The organism is Sphingomonas sp. CFBP 13733, assembly GCF_014841795.1.
Classification (GTDB): Bacteria; Pseudomonadota; Alphaproteobacteria; order Sphingomonadales; family Sphingomonadaceae; genus Sphingomonas; species Sphingomonas aerolata.
The window spans coordinates 694,768-719,944 of the sequence record NZ_JACYUP010000001.1 but is presented as its reverse complement, the minus strand read 5'-3'; the positions used below and the strand labels follow the sequence as shown (position 1 = coordinate 719,944).

Annotated in this window: 22 protein-coding genes; 10 read left to right on the top strand and 12 right to left on the bottom strand. The window is 67.5% G+C overall.

What is annotated here, in order from left to right; translation table 11 throughout:
- The first annotated feature begins 32 nt into the window (after nt 1–32).
- On the top strand, nt 33–233 hold the full coding sequence (locus IFT71_RS03055) for a hypothetical protein (RefSeq protein WP_056407824.1): 201 nt from the start codon (nt 33–35) through the stop codon (nt 231–233).
- Nucleotides 234–236: 3 nt separating this feature from the next.
- Here the strand turns inward: IFT71_RS03055 and IFT71_RS03050 are convergent, their stop codons facing one another.
- Nucleotides 237–1,661: a dihydrolipoyl dehydrogenase gene (locus tag IFT71_RS03050; protein ID WP_192139054.1), complete on the bottom strand. Its 1,425-nt coding sequence runs from the start codon at nt 1,659–1,661 to the stop codon at nt 237–239.
- A gap of 106 nt (nt 1,662–1,767) precedes the next feature.
- Here IFT71_RS03050 and IFT71_RS03045 point away from each other — a divergent pair, with 106 nt between their 5' ends.
- The gene (locus tag IFT71_RS03045; RefSeq protein ID WP_192139053.1) at nt 1,768–2,394 is read left to right on the top strand and encodes a glutathione S-transferase family protein; all 627 of its coding nucleotides are present in this window, start codon (nt 1,768–1,770) and stop codon (nt 2,392–2,394) included.
- A 48-nt stretch (nt 2,395–2,442) separates the two neighbouring features.
- Here the strand turns inward: IFT71_RS03045 and IFT71_RS03040 are convergent, their stop codons facing one another.
- The 4 genes from IFT71_RS03040 to IFT71_RS03025 form a co-directional block, all read right to left on the bottom strand.
- Entirely contained in the window at nt 2,443–4,545 is a 2,103-nt protein-coding gene (locus IFT71_RS03040; RefSeq protein WP_244654703.1) for a glycoside hydrolase family 97 protein, read from the bottom strand.
- Nucleotides 4,542–6,158: an alpha-glucosidase gene (locus IFT71_RS03035; RefSeq protein WP_192139052.1), complete on the bottom strand. Its 1,617-nt coding sequence runs from the start codon at nt 6,156–6,158 to the stop codon at nt 4,542–4,544. The genes IFT71_RS03040 and IFT71_RS03035 overlap by 4 nt, the downstream gene beginning before the upstream one ends.
- Nucleotides 6,158–8,008, bottom strand: coding sequence for an alpha-amylase family glycosyl hydrolase (locus IFT71_RS03030; RefSeq protein WP_192139051.1), 1,851 nt, complete (start codon nt 8,006–8,008; stop codon nt 6,158–6,160). The genes IFT71_RS03035 and IFT71_RS03030 overlap by 1 nt, the downstream gene beginning before the upstream one ends.
- 98 nt (nt 8,009–8,106) lie before the next feature.
- Complete coding sequence (locus tag IFT71_RS03025) at nt 8,107–10,944, bottom strand: TonB-dependent receptor (RefSeq protein ID WP_192139050.1); 2,838 nt, start codon at nt 10,942–10,944, stop codon at nt 8,107–8,109.
- Between the two features lie 236 nt (nt 10,945–11,180).
- On the opposite strand from IFT71_RS03025, the gene IFT71_RS03020 reads away from it, so the two are divergent.
- Nucleotides 11,181–12,218: a LacI family DNA-binding transcriptional regulator gene (locus IFT71_RS03020; RefSeq protein ID WP_192139049.1), complete on the top strand. Its 1,038-nt coding sequence runs from the start codon at nt 11,181–11,183 to the stop codon at nt 12,216–12,218.
- Entirely contained in the window at nt 12,215–13,708 is a 1,494-nt protein-coding gene (locus IFT71_RS03015; RefSeq protein WP_192139048.1) for an MFS transporter, read from the top strand. The genes IFT71_RS03020 and IFT71_RS03015 overlap by 4 nt, the downstream gene beginning before the upstream one ends.
- Nucleotides 13,709–13,744: 36 nt before the next feature.
- On the opposite strand, the gene IFT71_RS03010 is transcribed toward IFT71_RS03015, so the two are convergent.
- The 3 genes from IFT71_RS03010 to IFT71_RS03000 are packed head-to-tail and all read right to left on the bottom strand — an operon-like array spanning nt 13,745 to nt 15,415.
- Complete coding sequence (locus tag IFT71_RS03010) at nt 13,745–14,317, bottom strand: DUF1190 domain-containing protein (protein ID WP_037529576.1); 573 nt, start codon at nt 14,315–14,317, stop codon at nt 13,745–13,747.
- A gap of 11 nt (nt 14,318–14,328) precedes the next feature.
- Nucleotides 14,329–14,742 carry a DUF350 domain-containing protein gene (locus IFT71_RS03005; protein ID WP_031440686.1) on the bottom strand — a complete coding sequence of 138 codons (414 nt, stop codon included), beginning with the start codon at nt 14,740–14,742 and terminating at the stop codon, nt 14,329–14,331.
- A 31-nt stretch (nt 14,743–14,773) separates the two neighbouring features.
- Nucleotides 14,774–15,415 carry a DUF2491 family protein gene (locus IFT71_RS03000; protein ID WP_183935584.1) on the bottom strand — a complete coding sequence of 214 codons (642 nt, stop codon included), beginning with the start codon at nt 15,413–15,415 and terminating at the stop codon, nt 14,774–14,776.
- Between the two features lie 125 nt (nt 15,416–15,540).
- Between IFT71_RS03000 and IFT71_RS02995 the strand changes: the two genes are divergently transcribed.
- The 4 genes from IFT71_RS02995 to IFT71_RS02980 are packed head-to-tail and all read left to right on the top strand — an operon-like array spanning nt 15,541 to nt 18,471.
- On the top strand, nt 15,541–15,975 hold the full coding sequence (locus tag IFT71_RS02995) for a YjfI family protein (RefSeq protein WP_031393897.1): 435 nt from the start codon (nt 15,541–15,543) through the stop codon (nt 15,973–15,975).
- A gap of 27 nt (nt 15,976–16,002) precedes the next feature.
- Nucleotides 16,003–16,752 carry a PspA/IM30 family protein gene (locus tag IFT71_RS02990; RefSeq protein WP_031440688.1) on the top strand — a complete coding sequence of 250 codons (750 nt, stop codon included), beginning with the start codon at nt 16,003–16,005 and terminating at the stop codon, nt 16,750–16,752.
- Complete coding sequence (locus IFT71_RS02985; RefSeq protein WP_192139047.1) at nt 16,752–17,939, top strand: glutathionylspermidine synthase family protein; 1,188 nt, start codon at nt 16,752–16,754, stop codon at nt 17,937–17,939. Before IFT71_RS02990 ends, IFT71_RS02985 begins: the two co-directional genes overlap by 1 nt.
- Nucleotides 17,932–18,471, top strand: a complete 540-nt coding sequence (locus IFT71_RS02980; protein WP_192139046.1) for an ankyrin repeat domain-containing protein — start codon at nt 17,932–17,934, stop codon at nt 18,469–18,471. The genes IFT71_RS02985 and IFT71_RS02980 overlap by 8 nt, the downstream gene beginning before the upstream one ends.
- A 74-nt stretch (nt 18,472–18,545) precedes the next feature.
- Here the strand turns inward: IFT71_RS02980 and trhO are convergent, their stop codons facing one another.
- From trhO to IFT71_RS02965, 3 genes are all read right to left on the bottom strand, one after another.
- Nucleotides 18,546–19,571 (bottom strand): oxygen-dependent tRNA uridine(34) hydroxylase TrhO, encoded by a 1,026-nt coding sequence (gene trhO / locus IFT71_RS02975; RefSeq protein ID WP_192139045.1) that lies wholly within the window; start codon nt 19,569–19,571, stop codon nt 18,546–18,548.
- Between the two features lie 38 nt (nt 19,572–19,609).
- Nucleotides 19,610–20,281, bottom strand: coding sequence for a PAS domain-containing protein (locus IFT71_RS02970; RefSeq protein WP_192139044.1), 672 nt, complete (start codon nt 20,279–20,281; stop codon nt 19,610–19,612).
- Nucleotides 20,282–20,359: 78 nt separating this feature from the next.
- Nucleotides 20,360–21,517 carry a saccharopine dehydrogenase family protein gene (locus tag IFT71_RS02965; protein ID WP_192139043.1) on the bottom strand — a complete coding sequence of 386 codons (1,158 nt, stop codon included), beginning with the start codon at nt 21,515–21,517 and terminating at the stop codon, nt 20,360–20,362.
- A gap of 101 nt (nt 21,518–21,618) precedes the next feature.
- Here IFT71_RS02965 and IFT71_RS02960 point away from each other — a divergent pair, with 101 nt between their 5' ends.
- Nucleotides 21,619–21,969 carry a TfoX/Sxy family protein gene (locus IFT71_RS02960; RefSeq protein ID WP_166747988.1) on the top strand — a complete coding sequence of 117 codons (351 nt, stop codon included), beginning with the start codon at nt 21,619–21,621 and terminating at the stop codon, nt 21,967–21,969.
- On the opposite strand, the gene IFT71_RS02955 is transcribed toward IFT71_RS02960, so the two are convergent.
- Complete coding sequence (locus IFT71_RS02955) at nt 21,966–23,741, bottom strand: ABC transporter transmembrane domain-containing protein (protein WP_156363364.1); 1,776 nt, start codon at nt 23,739–23,741, stop codon at nt 21,966–21,968. The two genes, IFT71_RS02960 and IFT71_RS02955, sit on opposite strands and share 4 nt — an antisense overlap.
- A gap of 185 nt (nt 23,742–23,926) precedes the next feature.
- Here IFT71_RS02955 and IFT71_RS02950 point away from each other — a divergent pair, with 185 nt between their 5' ends.
- Entirely contained in the window at nt 23,927–25,159 is a 1,233-nt protein-coding gene (locus IFT71_RS02950; RefSeq protein ID WP_192139042.1) for a polyhydroxyalkanoate depolymerase, read from the top strand.
- Nucleotides 25,160–25,177: the final 18 nt, after the last annotated feature.

Here is a 25,177-nt window from a genome sequence, read left to right as displayed (position 1 = left end):
CGCCAGCTCGCGCGTCGCGGCAGGGACGGGCGATGCGTACCATCTCTTCCGCCGTCGGCGTTCGTCTCTATCATCTCGACGATGCGCTCGAGGGCGGGGCGGCGACGACGCTTTTCTACGGCCCGCTCGGCGAGGCGCTGGCGATTGCCGCGCAGCAGAGCGAGGAGGTCCAGGCGGGGCTGTATATCGCGACCGAGAACGACGTCGTCGCCTATCTCGACCTCGACGAATGAGGCTCAGGCGCCGGCGGTGAAGCCGTCGTCGCGGTCGGCGGGCACGGGCGCGCTGACCGCCTTGCAGATCGCGCGGAGTGCGGGTTTGAGCCCTTCCTCGAGCGTCGGGTGATAGAAGGGCATGTCGAGCAGGTCGGTCGCGGTGCGGCCCTGCTGGATCGCCCAGGCGATCAGGTGCGCGCTGTGCTCGACCCCGGGGGCCGCCATGGTCGCGCCGGTGAGCCGGCCGGTGCCCGCCTCCGCATAGAAGCGGATCAGCCCGGCGTTGCGCGCCATGACCTTGGCGCGACCCTGATCCTCGTAGGAGGCTTCGCCGATGACGATGCCGTCCTCGTCGGGGGTGATGTCGCCGATGACCGCGACGGTCGGGTCGGTGAACATGATCGCGAGCGGGACCATCCGTGGGCCGGGGGTGACGTCGGGGAACTGCGCGGCGTTGCGGCCGGCGATCATCCCCTCGGCAGAGGCTTCGCCGAGCACGGTGCGGTCGTGATCCGCGTCGCCGGCGATGAAGATCGGCGCGTCGCCGCACTGCATCGTCGTCCTGTCGAAGACCGGCGTGCCGTGATCGTCGAGCGTGATCCCGGTGGTCTCTAGCCCGAGGCCCTTGAGCCGTGGCGGGCGGCCGGTCGCGACGAGCAGATAGTCGAAGCGGCGGGATCCCGATTGCTCGCCCGACCAGGACAGGCGAACGCCGCCGCTGTCGGGTTCGGCCTTCAGCTCCTTTTCGAGATGGATCGGCAGTTCCTTGTCGAGGATAGCGTGCAGCACCGCCGAGACCTTCTCGTCCTTCAGCGCGGCGAGGCCGGGCGACTGGTCGAACACCATCGTCTCGACGCCGAGCCGGACGAGCGCCTGCGCGAGTTCGAGGCCGATCGGGCCCGCGCCGATGACGCCGACCGATCCGGGCAGGGTCGGCAGCTCGAAGATTGTCTCGTTGGTGAGCACGCGGTCGCGGACCGCGTCGAAACTGTCGGGGATGTTCGGGTAGGAGCCGGTCGCGATCACGATGGCCTTGGCGGTCACGGTGCGGCCGTCGTCGAGGCGCAGCGTGGTCGCGTCGACGAAGCGCGCGCGGGCCTGGACCGTCACGTCATCGGGGAGCTTGTCGAGCGAGTCGCAGACGCCCGCGACGAACGCGTCGCGTTCGCGCTGGACGCGCGCCATCACCGCGGCCCCGTCGATCTTCGGCTCGGCGGCGATGCCGAAGACCGATGCCTGGCGGACCGCGTGCGCGGCGTGGGCAGCGGCGATCAGCAACTTTGAGGGCATGCAGCCGACGCTGGCGCAGGTGGTGCCCGAAAAGGTCTCGTCGATCAGCAGCGTGCGCGCGCCGTTGCGCCGCGCGTTGCGCTCGGCCGCGAGCCCGGCGGTGCCCGCACCGATGATCGCGACGTCGCAGGTTAAATCGGGGCTGGTGTTCGGCATGATCGACTCCGTCTCCGGAGCATTCCGGTCATGGCAGCGAAACCTTCCAACCGCCTGACCCGTTCCGCATGCCGATCCGATAATCACCACGATCCGAGGACCCGCCATGCTGACCGTCCATCACCTGAATTTCTCCCGATCTTTCCGCATCTTGTGGCTGCTGGAGGAATTGCAGCTGCCCTATGAGCTGGTCCGGTACGAACGGGATGCGAGCTTTCGCGCGCCCGCGTCGCTGAAGGCGGTGCATCCGCTGGGCAAGGCGCCGATCGTGCAGGACGACGACCTGACGCTCGCCGAGAGCGCGTCGATCCTCTCCTATCTCGATCGCAAGTACGGCGGTGCGCGGCTCAGCCCGCCCGAAGGCACACCCGAGGCTGCGATCCATGACGAATGGCTGCACTATGTCGAGAGTTCGGCGGCGTTCCCGATCATGATGACGGTGATCGGCAAGATGATGGGCGGGCTGCCCGAGGGGCTCGGCAAATTTTCCGAGCCCGAGGTCGCCAAGACGTTCGCCTATATCGCCGAGGGGGTCGGCGAGGGGCCGTATCTGATGGGGGCGAAGCTGACGCTGGCGGATATCCAGATGTCGTATTTGCTCGCGACCGCGGAGAGCGCAGGGCTGCTGAAAGACCAGCCGGTGGTGAGCGCGTATTTCGAGCGGCTGAAGGCGGTGCCGGGCTATCAGAAGGCGATCGAGATCGGCGGGCCGCTGTCGCCACCGCGGCGCTGACGGGTGACGGGACCGGCGCTGCGATACCGCAGCGCCGGTCCTGCCGGCTCAGCGTGCCTTGAAGCGGATCGCCTGACCGCCGCCGGGGGCGAGCGCGAGCGTCAGCGTGTCGCCCTTGCGGACGCGCTTCGTCTCGATCGTGATCGCGTGGCGTGCGGTCGTCTTGTAGTCGGCGCCGGGGCCGTCGCGGTAGATCTGCGCGGTGTAGGTCCGGCCGGCGTCGAGGAAGTCGAGCGCGACGGTGAGCGTCCGGGCATTCTCGTCGGTGACGCTGCCGACATACCAGTCGTTCGACTTGCGGTCCTTGCGCGCGAAGGTGACGAAGTCGCCGACCTCGCCGTTGAGCACGCGGGTGTCGGACCAGTCGGTCGGCACGTCCTTGATGAACTGGAACGCGGCGGGGTATTTCGCGTAATTCTCGGGCGTGTCCGCCGCCATCACGACGGGCGAATAGAGCACGACATAGAGCGCGAGCTGCTTGGCGATGGTCGACAGGAGATCGCTGTCGTCGGTGCCCTTGAGGCTGAGCACGCCGGGGGTGAAGTCCATCGGCCCCTCGAGCATCCGCGTGAAGGCGAGGTTCGCCTCGTGCTCGGGCGGGTTCTTGCCGGCCCAGCTGTTATATTCCATCCCGCGCGACCCCTCGCGCGCGATCCAGTTGGGATAGGTGCGGCGCAGGCCGGTGTCCTTGACGGGCTCGTGGCTGTCGATCGACACCTTGTATTTGGCGGCGGTGGTGACGACGCGGGTATAGTGGTTCACCATCCACTGGCCCTCATGCCATTCGCGGTGCTGCGACCCGTCGGGATCGACGCGCTCGATCTGGCCCGCGTCGGTGACATAGCCGGTCTTGATCGCGGGAATGCCGTGATCGCGCGCAAAGGCGAAGGCGCGGTCGAGCTGGCCGTCATAATGGCTGGCCGAACCGCCGGTCTCGTTATGCCCGATCAGGTAGACGCCCTTCGATTTCGCGTATTTCGCGAGATAGCCGGCGTCGAAATAGGGCGTCGGCGTATCGAACTGCATCGCGGTGCCGTCGCCGAACCAGTCGCCGTCCCAGCCGACATTCCAGCCCTCGACGAGGACGCCGGGGATTTTGTTGGCGCTGGCGAAGTCGATATAGGTCTTCACATGCGCGGTGGTGGCGCCGTGATTGGGACCGGTCGCCCAGCTCCATTTGCCGGTGATCATGTTCCACCAGACGCCGACGAACTTGCCGGGCTTCACCCAGCTGACGTCGCCGAGCTTGTTCGGCTCGTTCAGATTGAGCTCGATATGGCTCATGTAGAGGCCGGGCGCGTCGTCCGAGAGGATCAGCGTGCGCCACGGCGTCGCGAACGGGCCGGTCCGCGTGACCTTGGGCGCGCCGGCACCGGGGGTCAGCACCGCCTTCAGCGTGTTGCCCTCGACCTTGGCGACGTTCATGCCGGCATAGTCGATGAGCGCGGCCTCGTGCAGCGCGACATGCGTACCGCCTGCGAGCTTCAGCGTGATCGGCGTCGCGGCGGTGCCGACATCGGCGAGCGGCGTGCGGTTGTAGAGATATTCCTCGCGGTTCCATTCGAAGCCGGGCTTCCACCAGGCGGTCGCGTCCTCGGCAAAGGCGAACTGCGTCAGCTCCTCGGCGATGTTGATCGTCTTGAAGTTGGGCTGGTCGGGGAAGACGTAGCGGAAGCCGATGCCGTCGTCCTGAAGCCGGAACACGACGTCAACCGCGCGCTGCAACCGGTCGGTCTCGCGCAGGCGGACGCGCATCTCGGTGTGGTTGTCGCGGATCGTCTTCCACTCGCCCCAGGGCTGGGTCCAGGTCGAATCCGCCTTGTCGCGGGTGACGGTCTCGATCTTCAGGTGGCGGTCGAACTTGGGCGCGTCGGTGAAGAGGAAGCCGAGCCGCGACGGCTTGACGATCAGCGTGCCCTTGCGCGTGACGCTGTAGGTCGCATGGCCTTCGCCGTCGGTCGCGACGGTGACCGCGATGCTGCCGTCGGGCGAGGTCGCGATCGCCGAGGGGATCGTCGGGACGGGCTGCGGCTTGATCGTCTCGTTCGTGGTGACGGCCAGAGTGGTGGCGGCGGGGGCGGCCTGATCCTGCGCCATTACGGGTGCGGTCGTCGCGAGCAGGGTCGCTAGCGTGAGCGAGAGGGTCTTCATGATCCGGTCCTTTCGACGATCAGCGCGGCATAGCCGCCCAGTCGTCCTATCGTTGCGTCGTTGATGCTGTCGCGGACGCGCCAGTGTTCGGGGGTAGCGGGGCTCCACGCGACGGGTGTCGCGGCCATGTTGAAGACGCAGAGCAGGATCTGGTCGCCGTCACGGCGTTCGAAGGCGAGCAGCGTGTCGGTGACCTCGGTCAGGACCAGATCGCCGATCGCGAGCGCGGGGATTTCGCGGCGCAGCGCGAGCAGGCGGCGGGTCAGCGCGAGCAGCGAGTCGGGATCGCCCTCCTGCCGGTCGACCGCGAGCTCGGGATGGTCGTTACCGACCGGGAGCCACGGCGACGCACCGGTGAATCCCGCATGCGGCGCATCGGCCCGCCACGGCATCGGCGTGCGGGCGCCGTCGCGCGACAGCGTCAGCGGCCAGTTGGCGATCGCCTCGGGATCCTGGAGCTGGTCGAACGGCACCTCGACCTGGGTCAGGCCCAGTTCCTCGCCATAATAGAGGAAGATGTTGCCGCGCAGGCAGACGAGCAGCGCGATCTTCATCCGCGCGAAGGCGTCGCGGTCATCGGGGCCGATCCAGCGCGAGACGGCGCGGGGGGCGTCGTGATTCTCGAACGCCCAGCTCGGCCAGCCCATCTCCGCATCCGACGGCCAGAGCGTGATCGCGTCGGCGACGGTGCTGGGACGGAGGTCCGACGCGTAGAGGAAGTCGAAGCCATAGGCGCTGTTGAGCCGGGTCTGGCCGCGGGTGAACAGCTTCATCTCGCGGTCGCTGTCGGCACCGCCGACCTCGGCCACGGTGAAGCGGTCGCCGTAACCGTCGATCAGCCGCCGCAGTCGTTCGAGAAAGGCGGGGATGTCGGGATGGCTCTGGTTGTGGACATGCGCCTGAAAGTCGAAGGGGCGCGTCTTCAGACTGTTGTCGGTGACCGGCGGATTGTCGGTCAGCGCGGGGTCGTGCATCGCGAAGTTGATCGCGTCGAGCCGGAAGCCGTCGACGCCGCGGTCGAGCCAGAATTTGGCGGTGTCGACGATCTCGTCCTGCACGTCCGCGTCGTGGAGGTGGAGCTGTGGCTGCTCCTTCAGGAAATTGTGCAGATAATATTGGCGACGGCGCGCGTCCCAGGTCCAGGCGGGGCCGCCAAAGACCGACTGCCAGTTGGACGGCGGGCTGCCATCGGGCTTGGCATCGGCCCAGACATACCAGTTGGCCTTGGGGTTGGTGCGCGACGAGCGGCTCTCGACGAACCAGGGATGCTCGTCCGAGGTGTGGCTGTAGACCTGGTCGATGATGATCTTCAGCCCGAGCGCGTGCGCGCGTGCGATCAGCGTGTCGAAATCGGCGAGCGTGCCAAAGATCGGGTCGACATCGCGGTAGTTCGCAACGTCATAGCCGAAGTCCTTCATCGGCGACGTGAAGAAGGGCGAGAGCCAGACCGCATCGACGCCGAGGCTCGCGACATAGTCGAGATGGCGGGTGATGCCGGGCAGGTCGCCGATGCCGTCGCCGTTCGAATCCGCAAAGCTGCGCGGATAGATCTGGTAGATGACCGCGCCCTTCCACCAGGGTCGGTGCACGGGCAGGCTCGTATCGTCGGGCATCAGCGGGTCTCCGCGGCGCAGACCGCATAGCCAAAGGCGGGGATGGTCAGCGTGACGCTGCCGGGGGCGGTCGCGCGCGCGGCGCAAGCGCCGGCGAGCGTATCGAAGCGGGTCGAGCGAGTCTCGACCTGGATCGCGCTGGTCAGCGGCTTGGCGCTGGTGTTGTACGCAAGGAGCATCTCGGCGCCGGTCACGGGATCGAAGCGCGAGACCGCGAACAGCCCGGGCGTATCGCCGCGCGCGCGGACGAGCGTACGGCCGCGGGTCAGCGCCGGGTGCGCGACGCGGAGGCGCGCGAGCTCGGCGATCTGGCGGAACAGCGGGTGCGTCGTGCCGAAATTGGCGGTCGCGGTGGTGGCGTCGGTACCGACGAGGCGGTTGTCGTTATAGACCGCGACCTTCGAGGCGAACATGTCCTCGCGCGCGTCCTGGTCGTCGCCGTCGCCGGCAAAGCCCTGCTCGTCGCCCGAATAGATGGTCGGCACGCCGCGCAGCGTCAGCAGCATCGCATGGCCGAGCTTGACGCGGGCGAGCACCTCGGCCTCGCTCGCATTCGGATTGAGGCGGCGGACGTCGCGCGCGAAGCGGCCCTGGTCGTGATTGCCGAGGAAGGTCGGCAGGATCATCGCGGTGTCGGCGCCGTGTTCGTAGAGGGCATCGCCGTCGAACAAGGCGGCGAGTTCGTTGGTGCCCTTGTTGCCCGCGACGACGTCGGTCACGCCCCAGCGGAAGCCGAAGTCGAGCACCGCGGGCAGCTTGTCGACGCGGGTGAACCGCGCGAGATAGCCCGGATCCATCGTTCCATAGGCGACCTCGCCGAAGATGTGGAAATTAGGGATGCCGTTCGCCCTGGCGCGGTCGAGCATCGCGGGCGTGAAGGCCTGCCAGAATTCGGGGTTCACGTGGCGCGCGGTGTCGATGCGGAAGCCGTCGACCTTGAACCGGTCGATCCAGCTGCCGAAGATCTCGATCATGCCCGACACGACGCGGGGGTTCTCGGTCGCGAGATCGTCGAGGCCGGAGAAATCGCCCATCGTCGAGCTCTCGTCGGTGAAGGTCGAGTCGCCGCGGTTGTGGTAGTAGATCGGGTCGTTGAGCCAGGCGGGGACCTTCACGGTCCGTTCCTTCGCAGGGACATAGGGCGTGTAGGCGAAGCCGGGGTCGGTCAGCCGCGCGAAGTTCTCAGGCGTGCGGACGGCGTCGCCCGCGAAACCGGGGTTGATCGGCTTGCCGCGCAGGCCGAGCTTGCGCTGATACGGATAGTTGGCGCGGTCGCGATAGGCGCAGGGGGTGCCCTCGGCGCATTCGCGGTACTGGATCACGTCGGCGGTGTGGTTGATGATGATGTCCATATAGACCTTCATCCCGCGCGCATGCGCCGCGGTGACGAGCGCGGTCATGTCGGCATTGGTGCCGAGATGCGGATCGACCTGCGTGAAGTCGGTGATCCAGTAGCCGTGATAGCCCGCGGACTCCCGGCCGGGCGCGCCCTGGACGGGCTTGTTCTTGAAGATCGGGCCGAGCCAGATCGCGGTCGCGCCGAGCGACTGGAGATAGCCGAGGCGCTTGGTCAGGCCCTTGAGGTCGCCGCCGTGATAGAAGCCTTTGGCGGTCGGGTCGAAGCCGGTGACGCGGCGATCGCCGGTGAGGCCGCCGCGGTCGTTGCCGGGATCGGCATTCTCGAACCGGTCGGGGAGGACGAAATAGATGACCTCGTCCTGCGGCAGGCGTGCGCGATAGTCGGTGGCCGGTGCGGGCTTGCGTGCGGCCCGCGATGCCGGGCCGGGGTCTGCGATGGCGGGCGAGAGCGCGAGCAACCCTGCCAGGATGGTGGCGACGCTCTTGATCATCGGATGTCCTTTTCGCACCGGAACTCGGTGACGGCGCCACCGGCGCCGGGTCGCCGTCCGCCGGGAGGACCCCGGGCGGACGGCGGTATTACAAGTGGTTAAAAGCGGAAGCTTGCACCCAGATAGAACTGACGCCCGAAATATTGCAGCGTGCCCGTCTGTGCGGTCTGGCCGAAATAGGAGCGGGTCGGCTGGTCGGTCAGGTTGTTCGCCTGCGCGAGCAGCGTCATCCCGGCGAGCGGGCTGCCCTGCGGGAATTCATAGCTCATCTGCGCGTCGAACACGGTCTCTGCGGCATTGGTCACGATCTGCTCGCTGAGGCCGAACTGCGGTGCGACGAACTTCGAGCGGTAGCGCATCGAGACGCGCGTCTGGAAGCCGTTCTTCTCGTAGAAGAGCGTCGGGTTCGAGACGATCTTCGACAGGCCGGGCAGCGACAGCGAGAGCGTGTTGCCGCTGATCGCGTTGGTGATGCTGACGTCGGACTGGTTGTACGAGATGTTGAGCACCGCGCCGAGGCCGTCGAACGGCGCCGGCAGGAAGTCGAACGTCTTGGTGATGGCGCCTTCGAAACCATAGACATAGCCGCCATTGCCGTTGATCGGTGCGAACAGATTGCCGGTCGTGACGACGCTGGTGAAGCCGGTCCCTGCGAGCGGCGGGGTGCTGATGCCGTTGGCGGCGAAGTCGTAGTTCGGGATGACGCCGCCGATCACGAAGCTGCGGACGTCCTTGTAGAAGGCGCCGAGCACGAGCGAGCCGCTGTTGCCGAAATAATGCTCATAGGTTGCGTCGAACTGGTTGGCGCGGAACGGCTGGAGCGCGGGGTTGCCGCCCGACCCGTCGAGCCGCGCCGCGGTGCCGCCGATGCTGACCAGGTTGGTGCTGATCGAGTTGCGGAAGTCGACGAAGCGCGGACGCGAGATCTGGCGCGAGAGCGACAGGCGGGCCTGGTCGTTCTCGGTCAGGCCGAGGATGAAGTTCGCCTGGGGCAGCCAGTCAGTGAACTTGCGGCCGCGGGTGTTGAGGTAGCGACCGGTGCCGCCGTCCGAGATCGTCGAGGACGAGCTCTGGTCGGTATGGACGACGCGCAGGCCGATATTGCCCTTGAACGGCAGTGAACCGGCGATCGTGTCGAAGTTGAGCTGGCCGTAGCCGGCATAGGTCTTCTCGTCGATCGTGAAGCTCTGGTCCTGCGTGAACGCCTGGGTCTGGTCGACGACGCGGTCGGGCCCGAGCTGCGAGTCGAAGATGCTGCCGATATCGGCGACGATGAAGTCGGGGAAGGACGAGAACTTGCCCTTGAACCCGGCAGTCGTCGAATTCGAGCCGGTCAGCGTGACCGGTGCAGCGAAGCTGAACGCGTTGAAGCTGGTGATCGTCCGCTCCGCCTTGCGGTTGCCATAGCGGCCGCCGACCTCGAACGACTTGAGGAACGGACCGTCGATCTTGAGCAGCGCGCTGCCCGCGAATGCATAGAGGCGGTCGGTGTCCTTCTGCGGGACGATGTAGAAGCCCTCGAACGTGTTCGCGGCCGGGTCGGTGTAGTTGGCGTTGGTCGAGAACGAGCCGACGTTCAGACCGTCGAGCTTGTAGCTGAGCGTCGTCGGCGTCGCGGTCGTGTTGCCGTTGTCGTCGAGACCCGAATTGTTGAAGAAGCTCGACGCGCGCGAATAGGAGCCGTCGGCGGTCAGCGTGAGCTGGCCGATGTCCTTCTGGACGTTGCCGCCGAAGGTGTAGAGCTTGTCGAGGCGGTTCTCGTTCTGCTGGATCGTGCGGGTGCGGATGCCCGACGCGTTGCCGCCGACGATCGTGTTGCCGATGACGGTCGGGTCGGTCAGGTTGCTGCTCGTCTGCTGCAAATTCTCGACACGGATGCCGCGGCGGAACACGTCCGACTTGAAGCGCGAATAATAGCCGTCGAGCAGGACGCGGAACGTGTCGGTCGGCTCATACTGGACGCTGCCGAGGACGCCGTCGCGGGTCTCGTTGCCGCCCGACTGGACCGCCTCGAAGCCATAGCCGATCGCGTCGGCGCGGCCGTTGCCGTCAAGGTCGCGGATCGCCGGGCTGCCGTTCTGGCCGGTCGCGGTATAGTCATAGCCGACGAAGCGCGTCGCGACGTTCGCCTGCTTCAGCCGGGCATAGCCGACCGCGAGGCCGAGCGTGTCGTCGAGCAGCTTGGTCTGGATCGAGGCGCTGCCGCGATAGCCGAATTCGCTGGCGTCGGGGTTCTGGCCGGCGCGGTCGTTATAGACGCCGCGGACGTTGACGCTGACGAGCGTCTTGCCGGGGATGCTGAGCGGGCGCGCGGTGCTGAGCTCGACCTTGCCGGCGACACCGCCCTCGATCTGCGAGGCCTTGGGGCTCTTGTAGACCGCGGCCTGGTTGATGAGCTCGGACGGATACTGGTCGAATTCGATGACACGGTTGCCCGAGGTCGCGACCTGTTCACGGCCGTTGAGCGTGGCGGAGACGAGATCCTGGCTGAGCCCGCGGATGTTGATCGCGGAGGCCTGGCCGCCGGTACGCTGCGAGGTGACGCCGGGCAGGCGGGCGAGCGACTCGGCGATCGAGACGTCGGGCAAGCGGCCGATATCCTCGGCCGAGACGATCTCGGCGACGACGTCGAGGTTGCGCTTGACCGCGATCGACGAGCGCAGGCTGGCGCGAAAACCGGTGACGACGATGTCGTCGCTGGACTCGGCGGCGGGGCCGCTGCTCGGGGCGGTGGCGTCCTGCGTCGCGACGGTCGGGGCGGGCGTCGAGGGTGCGCTCGACACCGTGTTGTCGGCAGGCGCCGGGGCGGGATCGGTCGCGACCTGCGCGTCGGCAACCGACGCGGCGAAGAGCGCCACGGCGAGCGCGGTGCCGCTGGCCGATAGGGTGAAAAGGTGATGCGCGGCAGATGCCGGGAAACGCTTGGACGTCGTCATGTTCAACTCCCCTGAAAGCCCCGCTGCATCTTTCGCGCCGTGGGCCGTGTGTGGCGTTCCAATGGAATTCCGCCCCGCGAAAGCCAATCAATCGACATACGTATTCAGTGCGGCCGTTCCGGCCGTGTTGCCGATTTGCCACGGATCGCGGGGGCCAATGCGTTGACGTTGCGGGCAAACTGGAGTGATGATTGCGACGGCGACGCCGTCCGAGCGCCCCCGAGAGGATCCCTGTCTTGAGTGCCCAGCGCAAATCCACGTCGTTCGACATCGCGCAGGCCGCGGGCGTATCGCAGCCGACCGTGTCGCGCGCGCTGCGTGGCAGCCCGACGGTCAGCCCGGCGACGCGGCAGCGGATCGAGGCGATCGCCAAGCAGCTCAACTACACAGTCGACCGCAGTGCCTCGAACCTGCGCAGCGGCAAGACGCGGACTATCGCGCTGCTGCTGTTCCGCGATCCGACGCCCGACGAGACCGAGGTCAATCCGTTCTTCCTGGGCATGCTGGGCGCGATGATGGGGGCGTGTGCCGATCACGGCTATGACCTGCTCGTTTCGTTCCAGAATTTCTCGTCCGACTGGCATACCGATTACGAGGACAGCCACCGTGCCGACGGGCTGATCCTGCTCGGCTATGGCGATTATGCGGATTACCGCGCGCGGCTCGATCATCTCGTGGCGCAGGGGACGCACTTCATCCGCTGGGGATCGGTGCGGCACGACCAGCCCGGGCTGACCGTGGGGTGCGACAATGTCGCGGGCGGTGCGGAGGCGACGCGGCACCTGATCGCGCAAGGGCGGACGCGGATCGCGTTCCTGGGGGATGCAACCGATCATTATCCGGAGTTTTACGACCGGCACCGCGGCTATCTCGCGGCGCTCGCGGAACATGGCCTGCATGCGGATCCCCAATTGCAGGTCGATGCGATCACGACCGAGGAGGACGGCACGCGCGCGGCGCAGGCGTTGCTCGCGCGCGGGGTCGCGTTCGATGCGATCGTCGCGGCGAGCGATCTGATCGCGCTGTCGGCGATGCGGGTGCTGGCGGGGGCGGGGCGGATCGTACCCGACGACGTCGCGATCGTCGGCTTCGACGACATTCCCGCCGCCAGCCTCGCCAACCCGCCGCTGACGACGGTGGCGCAGGACACGGTGCTGGGCGGCCGGCGGCTGGTCGAGATGCTGCTCGCGCGGATCGACGATCGCCCGGTGACGAGCATCGTGCTGCCGACTCAACTGGTCGTACGGCGCTCGTCGGGCGAGGCCGCGGCGTGACGCGCGAAAAGCCGCGTCAGGGTTTCTGGGGTCTGTGGAACATCTCGTTCGGGTTCTTCGGGATCCAGATCGGTTTCGCGTTGCAGAATGCGAATGTCAGCCGGATCTTCCAGTCGCTCGGCACCAGCGTCGACGACCTCGCCTTTCTGTGGATCGCCGCGCCGCTGACCGGGCTGCTCGTCCAGCCGGTGATCGGGCATTACAGCGATCGGACCTGGGGGCGGCTCGGGCGCCGGCGACCCTATTTCCTGGGCGGTGCGGTGCTGGCGACGATCGCGTTGCTGGGGATGCCGAACGCGCCCGTGCTGTGGGTCGCGGCGGCGTTGCTGTGGATGCTCGACGGATCGCTCAACGTCGCGATGGAGCCGTTCCGTGCGTTCGTCGGCGACATGCTGGGCAGCCGGCAGCGGACCGCGGGCTATGCGTTCCAGACCGGCTTCATCGGCGCGGGCGCGGTGATCGGCAGCCTGGCGCCGCTGATCCTGACCGACGTCTTCCACGTCGCCAATACCGCGGCGGGCGGCGGGATCCCGCCATCGGTGCGCTATGGCTTCTATCTGGGTGCGGCGGCGTTGTTCTGCGCGGTGCTGTGGACGGTGGTGACGACGAAGGAATATTCGCCCGACGAGATGGCCGCGTTCGAGCAGGATGGCGGCGCGGTCGAGGCGGGGCCGGCGATAGCGGCACCGGCCGGATCGGGCGCGCGGCTGGCGCCGGTGTGGATCGCGCTGGGGGCGATCGTGATCGCGGCGGTGGCGCGGTTCGGGCTCGACAAGCCGGTCTATCTGCTGGGTGGCGGGCTGATCGCGTTCGGTGTCGCACTACTGGTCAGCACCGCGCTGGTCCGGTCGGGCAGAGAGTCCAATGTTCTCAGCCAGATCGTCGGCGATCTTGCGACCATGCCGCAAACGATGAAGCGGCTTGCGCTCGTCCAGTTCTTCACCTGGTCGGCGCTGTTCATCATGTGGATCTACACCACGCCGATCGTCACGCAGCGCGCGTTCGGGACGACCGACACGGCCAGTGCGGCGTACAATGACGGCGCGAACTGGGTCGGGGTGCTGTTCGCGGTGTATAACGGCGTGGCGACGGTCTGGGCGTTCGTGATGCCGTGGCTCGCGGGCCGGATCGGGCGGCGCAATGCGCATATCCTGGGGTTGCTGAGCGGCGCGGCGGGGTTCGGGTCGTTCCTGCTCCTGCGCGATCCCTATGCGCTGATCGGGTCGATGGTGCTGATCGGGATCGCCTGGTCGTCGATCCTGACGATGCCCTATGCGATGCTGTCCAACGCGCTGCCCCAGGCCAAGCTGGGCGTTTACATGGGGTTGTTCAACATCTTCATCGTGCTGCCGCAGCTGATCGTGTCGTCGGTGATGGGGCAGGTGATGCGGACGGTGTTTCCGGGCGATCCGGTCTGGGCGATGCTGATCGCGGCGGGGGTGATGGGCGTCGCGGCGCTGGCGATGCTGCGCGTGCCGCGGGACGCCTGAGGGATTGTCCTCCCCCTGTCGGGGGAGGATCAGGGGTCAGCCGCCGAACCCGCCGCGGCCACCGAAGCCGCCGCCGAACCCGCCGCGCGAGATCACCGAGCTGCGAGTCTGGACCCGCGCGGGAGCGCGCGCGGTGGTGGGGGTGAAGGCGTCCGAGCCGACGCGGGTGCGGCCGGTGACGTAATCGCGGCTGATGCGGCCGCCGGCGCCGCCATAATAATTGCCCTGACGATCGCGGTACATCGGTGCGCCGCGATAGCCATAGCCGCCGTTGAGCGCCTGGCCGATGATGAACCCGGTCAGCAGCGGCGTGAAGAAGCTGCCGCCGCTCCCATTGTTGCGCGGTTCGCACTGCGCGGCGCCGAACTGCTCCTCGCAGGTCTGCTTGTCCTCGAACCGCGGTGCGGTCTTGGCGGCGTCGGTCTTGGCCTGTTCATAGGCGGTGTCGCACTGCGCGGCCGGGATCGCCCCCGCCGAGCGGCATTCGGCGACCGAGGCATAGCTCTGCGCGTCGACGGGCTTGCCGCCGACATCGCCGTCGCAGGCGGTCAGCGAGATGCCCGAGCCCGCGATCAGGCCGGTGAGGACGATCGAGCTGGAACGCTTCATGTCTTTGCCTCTCAGTTCGTCATGCACGCGGCATTGAGGATGCCGACGCAGAGCGAGATGCTGCCCATATAGGTGGCGGCGGCGATATCGCCCCGCACGATCCGGTCGTGAATGTCGCGCATCACGAGGCGGCGGACGACGAGCGCGGCGACGATCTGGATGACGCCCGCGAGCACCGCCCACACCGCGAACTCGACGAGCGTGACGGTGTGCGTCAGCGCGGAGGCGAGCGGGAGGACATAGCCGAGCAACGCCGCGCCCAGCGTGATCGCCGCGGCGGTATTGCCGTCGCGGATCAGCGCCTTCTCGTTATAGGGCGTGGTCGCCTGGAAGATGATCTTGAACGCGATGGTGAAGAGCCCGGCCGCGACGAACGCGATCAGGAAGGCCGCCGCGCTGGCGCCGAAGCTGTAATAGTCGATCATCTGAATCCCCCGGAACGCTGATGCGACGATGCTAGGCGCGGAACTCGCCGAGTTCCAGTGCGACGCCGAGCATGATCTCGAACGAGACCTCGCCCGCCTCATTCTCCTGGTCGATCGCGAGCAGCAGTTCGCGTCCGTCGTCGCCCGGCAGGTCGCGGCCAAACAGCATGCAGGTCTGGAAGATGCGGCGGTCGACGATGCCGTCGCGGTCGTCGTGAAGATCCTCCCAGAAGGTCACCGGCTCCTGCTCGCTCGCCTCGGGGCCGAACCAGACGCGGTCATAGTCGGGGAGCCCCTCGGCAGTGAAGCTGCGCGCCTTGAGCCGGGATTTCCACGCCGGGCGTTCGGCGGCCGAGGAGGGGTAGGCGCTGTCCCAGGGCGCGAAGATCGTGACGTCGGTGACGTCCTGCCCGGCACGGTCGTTCGAGACCGCCTGGAACATGATGTCGTCATCGGTGTAGAAGCGGTGGACGAACCCGCCCTCGTTGAGGTCGACGAGACCCTGTGCGACGATCACCAGCGTGTCGCGGTCGAACGGGAACAGCAGCTCCGACCCGAACCGGCGCCAGGCGAGCGGATCCACGGTCACCGTGCGGCCGAGCGTGACGTTGCGGATGACGGGAAGTCCGGAGCCTTCAAGCGGTTGCTTGCGGCCGAACAGGCGATCGAACATGCAATCCTCACGTTATGGTTCGCGCCGTGCATAGGCGAAAGCGGCGATGCTCGCAAAGCGCCATTGGCGCGCCCTTCGCCGACGCCTATGTGTGCGGGCACGCGACAAGCACGGGAGTTCTTGCATTGACCGACATCTGGACCGTCCGCAGCCTCAAGGCCGCGCTCGATACGTCCGAGCCTGCGAAAACGGGGGAGTTGAGCGTCCGTATCGTCGAGGGGGCGGATCCGATCCTTCTCGTCACGATGCACGAGCATGGCGACCTCGAACTGTTCGTCAATGTGAGCGAGGCGCAGATCTCGGCCTCGACCCTGCTCTGGCCGTGCGACGAGCAGGAGGATCAGGCGGCGTTCAACGCGTTCCTGCTGAAGACGCAGAAGCTGGTGCCGCTGTCGAACTTCGGGATCGGCAGCGTCGAGGGGCGCGATTATTATGAACTGTTCGGCGAACTCGCGACGTCGAGCCGGCTCGACACGATAGTGATCGAGCTGCGCACGCTGGCCGAGAACGCGATCGATGCGGCCACCGACCTGCGCAACGCGCAGATCCCCGCCGCCTGACCCAAAGCATCATACGGAGAGACTGGCATGGCCATCTGGAGCAAGATTTTCACCCTCGGCCGGGCGGGCGCGCATGAAGCCGGCGCGGCGGTCGTCGACGCGAACGCCCTGCGGATCCTCGACCAGGAGATCCGCGACGCGGACAAGGCGCAAGGGAAAGCGCGCGACGACCTGGCCGGGCTGGTCGCCCGCCGCCGGATCCTCGAGACCGAGGTCGAGAGCTTCCGCGCGCAGGCCGCGAAATACGAGGCCTCGGCGCGGATCGCGGTCGAGAAGGGCAATATGGACCTTGCACGGCAGGTCGCGCAGCGGATCGCCGATCTCGAACAGGACATCGCGCTGAAGAGCCCGCAGGTCGAGGACATGCGCGCCGCCGAGGAGCAGATCCACACCGCAGTCGCGCAGACCGACCGCAAGATCGAGCAGCTCCGCCGCGAGGTCGAGGTCGTCAAGGTCAACGAGTCGGTGCAGAAGGCGCAGGCGACCGTCGCATCGGGCAGCATCGGCGCGGGCAACAAGCTCGGCTCCGCGGCGGACAGCCTTGCGCGGATCCGCGAGCGGCAGGCGATCCGCGGCGAGCGGATCAAGGCGGCAGGCGAGCTGGAGGACCGGCGCACCGGCGCGGATCTCGACGAGAAGCTGCGCCAGGCGGGGATCCTGCCGGGTCAGTCGTCCGCGGACGACGTGCTCGCCCGGCTGACCGCGCCAAAGACCGACCAGCTCGGGCAGACGCTGCGGATCGAGCAGCGCGACGACAGCAAGACGCAGGACAACTGATGCGCCGGATCGCGGTCGACCCGCGCGGCGACTGGCGCGAACGGGCCGACGCGATCGGGTTCGTCTATCACGGCACGGCGGTCGGCGACGGAATCGAACCCTATTGGGACGAGAGCGCCGCCTATGCCTTCACGCTGGCGGAGATCGAGGAGGATCTCGAACCCGCGGCCGAACAGATGCACGCGATGTGCCTCGAGCTGGTTGACGAGGTGGTGCGCGACCAGCAGCTGATGGAGCGGCTCGCCATCCCGCGCGAGCAGTGGAATTATGTCGCGGAGACGTGGCGGACGCGCCAGCCGTCGCTCTATGGTCGATTCGACTTCGCGTATGACGGGACGGGGCCGGCCAAGCTCTACGAATATAATGCCGACACGCCGACATCGGTGTTCGAATGCGCGACGTTCCAGTGGATGTGGCTCGAAGACCTGCTCGCGAGCGGGGCGATGCCGGCGGGGACCGACCAGTTCAACAGCCTGTTCGACAAGCTGCGCGAACGCTTCCGCGCGCTGTTCCCGAGCGGCGGTTTCGTCCATTTCGCAGCCGACGCGACCGCGATCGAGGACCGCCAGACCGTGCGGTTCTTCGAGGATCTGGCGAGCCAGGTCGGAATCGAGCCGAAGTTCGTCGAGATGAAGGATATTGGCCTCGCCGCCGATGGCCGGTTCGTCGACCCCGAAGGCTTCGAAGTGCAGGCGGCGTTCAAGCTCTATCCGTGGGAGTTCATGCTGCGCGAACCCTATGCGCCGAACCTGTCGCGCGCGGACGTGCGCTGGATCGAGCCGGCGTGGAAATCGATCCTGTCGAACAAGGGCATCTTGCCACTGCTGTGGGAGCGGCATCCCGGGCATCCGAACCTGCTGCCCGCGTTCTTCGACGGCGATCCGGCGGCGACAATCCTGGGGCCGCGCCATGTCCGCAAGCCGCTATTCTCGCGCGAGGGCGCCAATGTCGAGATCGTTGGCGGGGAGGGCGGCACGCCCGCCATTCTCGACCAGGGCTATGGTGCGGAGGGGGCGATTCTCCAGGCCTATGCGCCGCCGCCGGTGTTCGACGGGCGGCATCCGGTGATCGGGGCGTGGATCGTCGGCAACGAAGCCGCGGGGATCGGCGTTCGGGAGGATGAGACGGTGGTGACGCGCAACATGGCGCGCTTCGTCCCGCATATCATCGAGGCGAATGATGACTGACGTACGCGAGCTGCCCCCGTTGCCGCCGATCGAGCGGCTGGTCGAACTGATGTTCGATGCCGCGCGGATGGGGCGGGACGAGATGATCCCCGCGCTGCTGCAGGCGGGGGTCGATATCGAGGTGACCGATGCGCGGGGGTACACCCCGCTCGTGCTGGCGAGCTACAATGCGCAGGAGTCGACGACGCGGCTGCTGCTCGACGCGGGCGCGCGGGTCGATGGCGATCCGGCGAGCACCGCCAATACCGCGCTGATGGGGGTGTGCTTCAAGGGCTATACGCCGATCGCGCGGATGCTGATCGCGGCGGGGGCGGACGTGAACCGGCGCAACGGTGTCGGGCAGACTGCGCTGATGATGGCGGCGTTGTTCAATCAGGGGGCGATCATCGACCTGCTGATCGAGCAGGGTGCGGATCCGGCGGTCGTCGATGCGGCGGGGAACAGCGTGGCGTCGCTGGCGATGTCGCAGGGGAATGCGGCGCTGGCGGCGCGGTTTGCCGAGGGTTCGCACGCGTCGGGATCCGCCGCCTGAACGTCGTCATCCTGACGAAAGTCAGGATCCAGAGTAACGGGCGGCACCATTGTGGCTCTGGATCCTGACTTTCGTCAGGATGACGGGTTGGTGTGGCCCTCGTCATCCGCGTGAGTCTGCGGGAGGACCGCGCCGACATGCGTCTGGCCGCGGGCTTCGGCGAGGCGCATCTGGCGTTCGCGTTCGGCATAGCCGGCGCGCTGGGTCGCGTCGCGGGCGTCGTGGCAGGCGGGGCAGCTGATCCCCTCGACATAGAGCGGCGAGGCGCGGTCGGCGGGGCTGACGGGCATGCGGCAGGCATGGCACAGGCCGTGCGTGCCGGGGGCGAGGCCGTGGCCGACCGCGACGCGCTGATCGAAGACGAAGCATTCGCCTTCCCACAGGCTCTCCGCCTCGGGCACGGTTTCGAGATATTTGAGGATGCCGCCCTTCAGGTGATAGACCTCGTCTAACCCTTCCGCTTTCAGGAACGCGGTCGACTTCTCGCAGCGGATCCCGCCGGTGCAGAACATCGCGATCTTCGGCGGCGGGCCGTCGCCGACGAGTTGGTCGCGGTGGTCGCGGAACCAGGCGGGGAAGTCGCGGAAGCTGCGCGTCTTCGGGTCGATCGCGCCTGCAAAGCTGCCGACCGCGACCTCATAATCGTTGCGCGTGTCGATCACGATCGTGTCCGGATCGGCGATCAGCGCGTTCCAGTCGCCGGGCTCGACATAGCGGCCGACATCGCCGAGCGGGTCGATATCGGGCTGGCCCATCGTCACGATCTCGCGCTTGAGGCGGACCTTCATGCGGTGGAAGGGCATCGTTTCGGCGCGCGAATCCTTGACGTCGAGCGCGGCACAGCCGGGCAGCGCGCGGATATGCGCGAGGACGGTGTCGATCGCCGCGTCGGTCCCCGCGATCGTGCCGTTGATCCCCTCGGCTGCGAGCAGCAGCGTGCCCTTCACGCCTTGCGCACAGCACAGCGCGGCGAGCGGCGGCTTGATCGCGGCGATGTCGGCAAAGGGCGTGAAGCGATAGAGCGCGGCGACGCGGACCGGTCCGAGGGACTCAGGGTGGCTCGCCAGAAGATCGGCGGCGGGTAAGGGGTCGGCAGGCATGGGCAGGACGGTCCGGATCGAAGATGGCGCCGCCGCTGTTACGCCAAGTCGGAGTAGGTGGCGAGCAGGGTTTCGGTCCTCGCAAGGCCCGTCGCGGTGAGCTGGATCACGCCCGCGCTGCAGTCGGGGCGTTCGACCAGGCCCTTTTCGGCGAGCGCGCCGATCCAGCGGTGCGTGCGCGACGGATCGAGCAGGGCCAGTGCGCCGAGCGTCGTCGCGTCGATCACCCGGCCCTCGGCCTCGGCGATATAGATCTGCACCAGCACGAGCCAGGCATGATCGCCGAACAGGTCGTCTCCCAGCTGTTCGCGTCGTCGGTGCAGGCTCCGGTCGACCTTCAGCGCGACCTGCCAGAGCCGTTCGGGCATGACGACGTCGGGCACCGCGGTGAGCGCCTTGGCTTGCGGGAGGTAGAGCGTGCCGACGAGCCGGCCGGCCTCGAGCCCGCGGTCGAGCCGCGAGACATGGACGTCGACCCACACCGCCGCACCGCCGGGCTGGAGATAGCGCTTGCGGATGCAGACCGGGCCCGCGCCGGGCGCGAGCATGGTGACCCGATCGATGTTGCGGACGCGGTCGTCCGGGTGGGTGACGTCGGCATAGGACCGCCCGACGAGTTCGCTAAGCGGCCGTTGCAGCAGGTCCTCGACGGTCTGGTCCATCGTCAGTAGCAGACCGTTCGGGTCCGACAGGGAATGGCCGACGAGCATCGAGGCGGAAGTCCTTTGTAATCCCCCGTTCAGATAGGGCGCGATCACCCTTATATCAAATGTTTACGCCGTGATCGCTCAGCTGGTGACGAAGGTCAGCCCGGCATGCGCGATAAGCCGGTCGCGCAGTTTGGCGCCCATCAGCGCGCCCGGCGTCCAGATGCCGCCATCGCCCGCGACATCGCGGACGAGGCAGATCGCCGCCTCCGCGATCATCTTGCTGGTCGATCCATAGCCCGGGTCGCGGTCGCCCGTCACGACCGTGTCGATGCGGCTGCCATCGGGCATGATGCCTGCGAACAGCAGGTCGTAATGGCCTTCATCGCGTTCGGCCTTGGACGGGCCTTCGCCGGGCTTCGGGCCCTTGTCGCCCGCGAACGGATTGAACTTCGCGATCGCCTCGGCCGCGGCCTTGCCCATGTCGCCGAGCCCCGCGACCATCATCTCGTCATAGACGAAGTCCGCGCCATAGGCCTCGCCGAGCAGGAAATTGGTGCGGTGGACGTTCTTGGTGTTGATCGGCGCCATCACGAACGGTGCGACCCAGGTCTGGAGCGTCGAGTCATATTCGGGGAGCAGCCCGGTCGGCTGATGCGGCCCGGTGAAGCCCGGGGTAAGCGCGAACGGGCTGGTCAGCAGCTTGACGAGGCCGGGATCGCGCGCGGCGGCGGCGAGCGTCGCCTTGAGGCTGGCCGCGGTGCCGCCGGAGAAGGTGCCCTTCATCGTCCGGACGCGGCCCTTCACGCGCGGCGCAGGACTGCCGTAGCGCGCCTTGGCCGCCTCCTGGAGCGTGAGCACGCCGAGATCGAACGGGATGCTGTCGAAGCCGCAGGAGAAGACGATCCGGGCGCCGGTGCGCGTGGCCTCCCCCTCGTGCGCGTCGATCATGTGGCGCATCCAGGCGGGCTCGCCGCACAGGTCGACATAGGCGGTGCCCGATGCAGCGCAGGCGGCGACGAGGTCGGAGCCGTAGAGCTGGTAGGGCCCGACGGTCGAGATCACGACGGTGGCGCGCTCGACCATCGCGCGCACGCTCGCGGGATCGGCCGAGTCGGCGGTGATGAGCGGCGTGTCGGCGCGCGCGCCGATCAGGTCGCGAACCTCCTCGAGCTTGGTGCGCGACCGCCCGGCCATCGCCCAGGTCAGGCCGGTCGGATAGGCCTGGACCAGATATTCGGCGACCAGCCGGCCGGTGAAGCCGGTCGCGCCATAGATGACGATGTCGAAGTCGCGCATGTCCATCTCCCGTTTTGTCGCAAGTCTGCCCCGACCGGCGCCGCCCCGCAAGCGAAACGCCGTGTCTCGTCAAGGCGGGGCGGATCTGTCAGGATCGCGCAATGGCCTCCGATCCGAGCATCGTCGCGTTCATCGTCGAGCAGATCGCCGCGGCGGGCGAGGTCGCCGCGCGACCGATGTTCGGCGAATATGGCGTCTATTGCGACGGGCGGATGGTCGCGCTGGTCTGCGACGACCGGCTGTTCCTCAAGCCGACCCCGGGCGGGCGCGCGTTCGCGGGCAGCGACGGCGCGACGATCGAGGAAGCATCGCCCTATCCGGGGGCGAAACCCTGTCTGGTGATCGACGCGGATCGCTGGGACGATGCCGACTGGATGGCCGGGATCGTCCGGATCTCGGCCGCCGAGCTGCCGTTACCCAAGCCCAGGCGCGCGAAACCGCCGAAGGGCTAGGCCGCGTCGTTGAACTGCAGGCTCGCCAGCCGCGCATAGAGGCCGCTGTTGGTCATCAGCGCCCCATGCGAGCCCTCCTCGACGATCTGACCGTCGTTCATCACGATGATCCGTTCGGCGGCGCGGACGGTTGCGAGGCGGTGCGCGATGACGAGCGTGGTGCGGTTCGCCATGAGCCGTTCCAAAGCCTCCTGAACGAGCCGCTCGCTCTCCGCGTCGAGCGCGCTGGTCGCCTCGTCGAGCAGCAGGATCGGGGCGTCGCGGAGCAGCGCGCGCGCGATCGTCACGCGCTGGCGCTGACCGCCCGACAGCCGCGCGCCGCCCTCGCCGAGGAAGGTGTCGAGTCCTTCGGGAAGCTTGCGGAGGAATTCGGCGGCGTTGGCGGCCTCAGCGGCGGCCCAGAGCTGGTCGTCGCTCGCGGTCCAGTCGCCATAGCGGAGATTGTCGCGCGCCGAGGCGCCGAAGATCACCGTTTCCTGCGGCACCATCGCGATCCGGGCGCGGACCGCGGCGGGATCGGCGTCGCGCAGGTCGACGCCGTCGAGCGTCACGCGACCCGCATCGGGATCGTAGAAGCGCTGGACGAGCTGGAACAGCGTGGTCTTGCCCGCGCCCGAGGGGCCGACGACCGCGACCGTCTCGCCCGGTTTGATGTCGAGCGAGAAGCCGTTGAGCGCCGCGACGTCACGGCGGGTGGGGTAATGGAACCGGACGCCCTCGAAGGCGAGTGCACCGCGCGACGGCTGCGGCAGCGCGACGGGCGTGGCGGGCGGCGCGATTTCGGGCGTCTCGCGGAGCAGTTCGGACAGCCGCCCGGCGGCACCCGCGCCGCGCAGCAGATCGCCGTACACCTCGGTCAGCGCGCCGAAGGCGCCTGCGACGATCCCGCCGGTGAGGACGAAGGCGGCGATCGCGCCGCCGCTGATCCGCCCGGCGGCGACGTCGACCGCGCCTTCCCACAGCACCAGCGTGATCGAGCCGAACAGCAGGCCGATGACGATCGCGGTCATGATCGCGCGCAACAGGATCCGCGCACGCGCCGCGGCAAAGGTCGCGCGCACCGCGTCACCGAAGCGGGTCGCCTCGCGGTCTTCCTGCCCGAACGCCTGCACGACCTTCATCGCGCCGAGCGTCTCGGTGGCGATCGAGCCGACATCGGCGACGCGGTCCTGCGAGGTGCGCGAGTAATTGCGGACGCGCTTGCCGAGCAGCGCGATCGGCAGGACGATCAGGGGGATGCCGATCATCAGCAGACCGGCGAGCTTGGGCGAGATCGCGAACAGATAGATCAGCCCGCCGACCCCGGTGAAGGTGTTGCGCAGCGCGATCGAGACGGTGCTGCCGACGACCTGGTCGATCAGCGCGGTGTCCGAGGTCAGCCGCGAGGCGATCTCCGACGGGCGATTTTCCTCGAAGAAGCGCGGTGTCAGGGTGAGCAGGTGACGCTGCACCGTGGTGCGGATGTCCGCGACGACTCGTTCGCCGAGCCACGACACATAATAGAAGCGCACCGCGGTCGCGACCGCGAGCACGACGACGATCATGAGCAGATAATGGAACGAGGTCCCGACCGATCCGCTCGCGCCCGGGCCGAAGCCGCGGTCGATCACGCGCTTGAAGCCGTAGGGTATGCCGATCGTCGCGGCCGAGGTGGTTACCAGCGCGAGTCCCGCAAAGGTGATCTGGCGCGGGTAGTTCGCGGCGTGTCGCCACACCATTGCAAGGTCGCCGATCCGGCGGGGCGTCTTTTCGTCGAGTATCGGCTTGGCCATGGCGGATCGCCTAGCAGTGGCGAGGGTCACGCTCAACGGCAACCGCATGACGGCCGGGACGTTGGACGAGCAGGACGCGCACGGGATTGGGACACGCGCGCGCCTGCGTCCCGGCAATGCTCTGTTGCGCGGCAGCATAATTGCGTTACGGAAATGTTAACCCCTTTTGGGGTAGAGGATACCGAATGCTCTACGATGCCTATGAATTTCAGCGGTCGATGATGGCAGGTGCCAGCAGAATGGCCAGTTTCGGGGCGGGAATGCTGAACAATCCAGCAAACCCATTCGCCTATTTGGGCGGCGGCGCGGTCGTTGGATCGGCGCTGGAGGTGTTCGCGCACGTCAATGCGACTCGCGGAAAGCCGGCGTTCGGCCTCGACCACACGATCATCGACGGACGCGAATTTGCGGTCCGCGAGGAGATCGTGCTGCGCAAGGATTTCGGCCAGCTCAAGCGGTTTGTGCGGGAGGGCGTCGACGGCGGCCCCAAGCTGCTGATCGTCGCGCCGATGTCGGGGCATTATGCGACTCTGCTGCGCGGCACGGTCGAGCGGATGCTGCCGTTCGCCGACGTGTACATCACCGACTGGCGCGACGCGCGCAGCGTGCCACTGTCCGCCGGACGGTTCGATCTCGACGATTATATCGATTATGTGATCGCGTTCCTCGAGGCGATCGGCGCGAACGAGGGGCAGGGCGGTACACATATGCTGGCGGTCTGCCAGCCGTCGGTGCCCTGTTATGCCGCGGCGGCGCTGATGAGCGCGGACGGCAATCCGTGTCGGCCGAAGACGCTGACGCTGATGGGCGGGCCGGTCGATACGCGCGAGGCACCGACCGCGGTCAACACGCTGGCGACCGAGCGTCCGCATACGTGGTTCGAACAGAATGTCATCGCGACGGTGCCGGCGAATTATCCGGGTGCGGGGCGCAAGGTCTATCCAGGCTTCCTGCAGCTTGCCGGCTTCATGTCGATGAACCTCGGCAACCACATGGTCTCACACTGGGAGATGTATAAGCATCTCGTCCAGGGCGACGGCGAGAGCGCGATGGCGAGCAAGGGGTTTTACGAGGAATATCGCTCGGTCTGCGACATGACCGCCGAATTCTATCTGCAGACGATCGACGTGGTGTTCCAGACCCACGCGCTGCCGCGCGGCCTGCTGACGCACCGCGGACGTCCGGTCGATCCGGCGGCGATCACCGATATCGGCCTGCTGGCGATCGAGGGCGAGCGCGACGATATTTCGGGGCTGGGGCAGACGAAGGCGGCGCTGTCGCTGGCGACTGCTCTTCCTGAGGAAAAGAAGCGCTATCTGATCGCCGAGGGGGCCGGCCATTACGGGATCTTCAACGGATCGCGCTGGCGCAACACGATTGCGCCGGTGGTCGAGGAGTTCATCACCGCGAACGGATGAGAATCCGCCAGTATAAAG

Excerpts from the sequence above, each read along its gene's own strand:
- IFT71_RS03000 (WP_183935584.1), bottom strand. The coding sequence starts at position 15,415 with ATGTTCGATCGCCTGTTCGGCCGCAAGCAACCGCTTGAAGGCTCCGGA.
- IFT71_RS02985 (WP_192139047.1), top strand. The coding sequence starts at position 16,752 with ATGCGCCGGATCGCGGTCGACCCGCGCGGCGACTGGCGCGAACGGGCC.
- IFT71_RS03045 (WP_192139053.1), top strand. The coding sequence starts at position 1,768 with ATGCTGACCGTCCATCACCTGAATTTCTCCCGATCTTTCCGCATCTTG.
- IFT71_RS02980 (WP_192139046.1), top strand. The coding sequence starts at position 17,932 with ATGACTGACGTACGCGAGCTGCCCCCGTTGCCGCCGATCGAGCGGCTG.
- IFT71_RS02990 (WP_031440688.1), top strand. The coding sequence starts at position 16,003 with ATGGCCATCTGGAGCAAGATTTTCACCCTCGGCCGGGCGGGCGCGCAT.
- IFT71_RS03030 (WP_192139051.1), bottom strand. The coding sequence starts at position 8,008 with ATGATCAAGAGCGTCGCCACCATCCTGGCAGGGTTGCTCGCGCTCTCG.
- IFT71_RS02955 (WP_156363364.1), bottom strand. The coding sequence starts at position 23,741 with ATGGCCAAGCCGATACTCGACGAAAAGACGCCCCGCCGGATCGGCGAC.
- IFT71_RS03025 (WP_192139050.1), bottom strand. The coding sequence starts at position 10,944 with ATGACGACGTCCAAGCGTTTCCCGGCATCTGCCGCGCATCACCTTTTC.
- trhO (WP_192139045.1), bottom strand. The coding sequence starts at position 19,571 with ATGCCTGCCGACCCCTTACCCGCCGCCGATCTTCTGGCGAGCCACCCT.
- IFT71_RS02960 (WP_166747988.1), top strand. The coding sequence starts at position 21,619 with ATGGCCTCCGATCCGAGCATCGTCGCGTTCATCGTCGAGCAGATCGCC.
- IFT71_RS02950 (WP_192139042.1), top strand. The coding sequence starts at position 23,927 with ATGCTCTACGATGCCTATGAATTTCAGCGGTCGATGATGGCAGGTGCC.
- IFT71_RS03010 (WP_037529576.1), bottom strand. The coding sequence starts at position 14,317 with ATGAAGCGTTCCAGCTCGATCGTCCTCACCGGCCTGATCGCGGGCTCG.
- IFT71_RS02970 (WP_192139044.1), bottom strand. The coding sequence starts at position 20,281 with ATGCTCGTCGGCCATTCCCTGTCGGACCCGAACGGTCTGCTACTGACG.
- IFT71_RS03005 (WP_031440686.1), bottom strand. The coding sequence starts at position 14,742 with ATGATCGACTATTACAGCTTCGGCGCCAGCGCGGCGGCCTTCCTGATC.
- IFT71_RS03055 (WP_056407824.1), top strand. The coding sequence starts at position 33 with ATGCGTACCATCTCTTCCGCCGTCGGCGTTCGTCTCTATCATCTCGAC.
- IFT71_RS02965 (WP_192139043.1), bottom strand. The coding sequence starts at position 21,517 with ATGCGCGACTTCGACATCGTCATCTATGGCGCGACCGGCTTCACCGGC.
- IFT71_RS03050 (WP_192139054.1), bottom strand. The coding sequence starts at position 1,661 with ATGCCGAACACCAGCCCCGATTTAACCTGCGACGTCGCGATCATCGGT.
- IFT71_RS03040 (WP_244654703.1), bottom strand. The coding sequence starts at position 4,545 with ATGAAGACCCTCTCGCTCACGCTAGCGACCCTGCTCGCGACGACCGCA.
- IFT71_RS03035 (WP_192139052.1), bottom strand. The coding sequence starts at position 6,158 with ATGCCCGACGATACGAGCCTGCCCGTGCACCGACCCTGGTGGAAGGGC.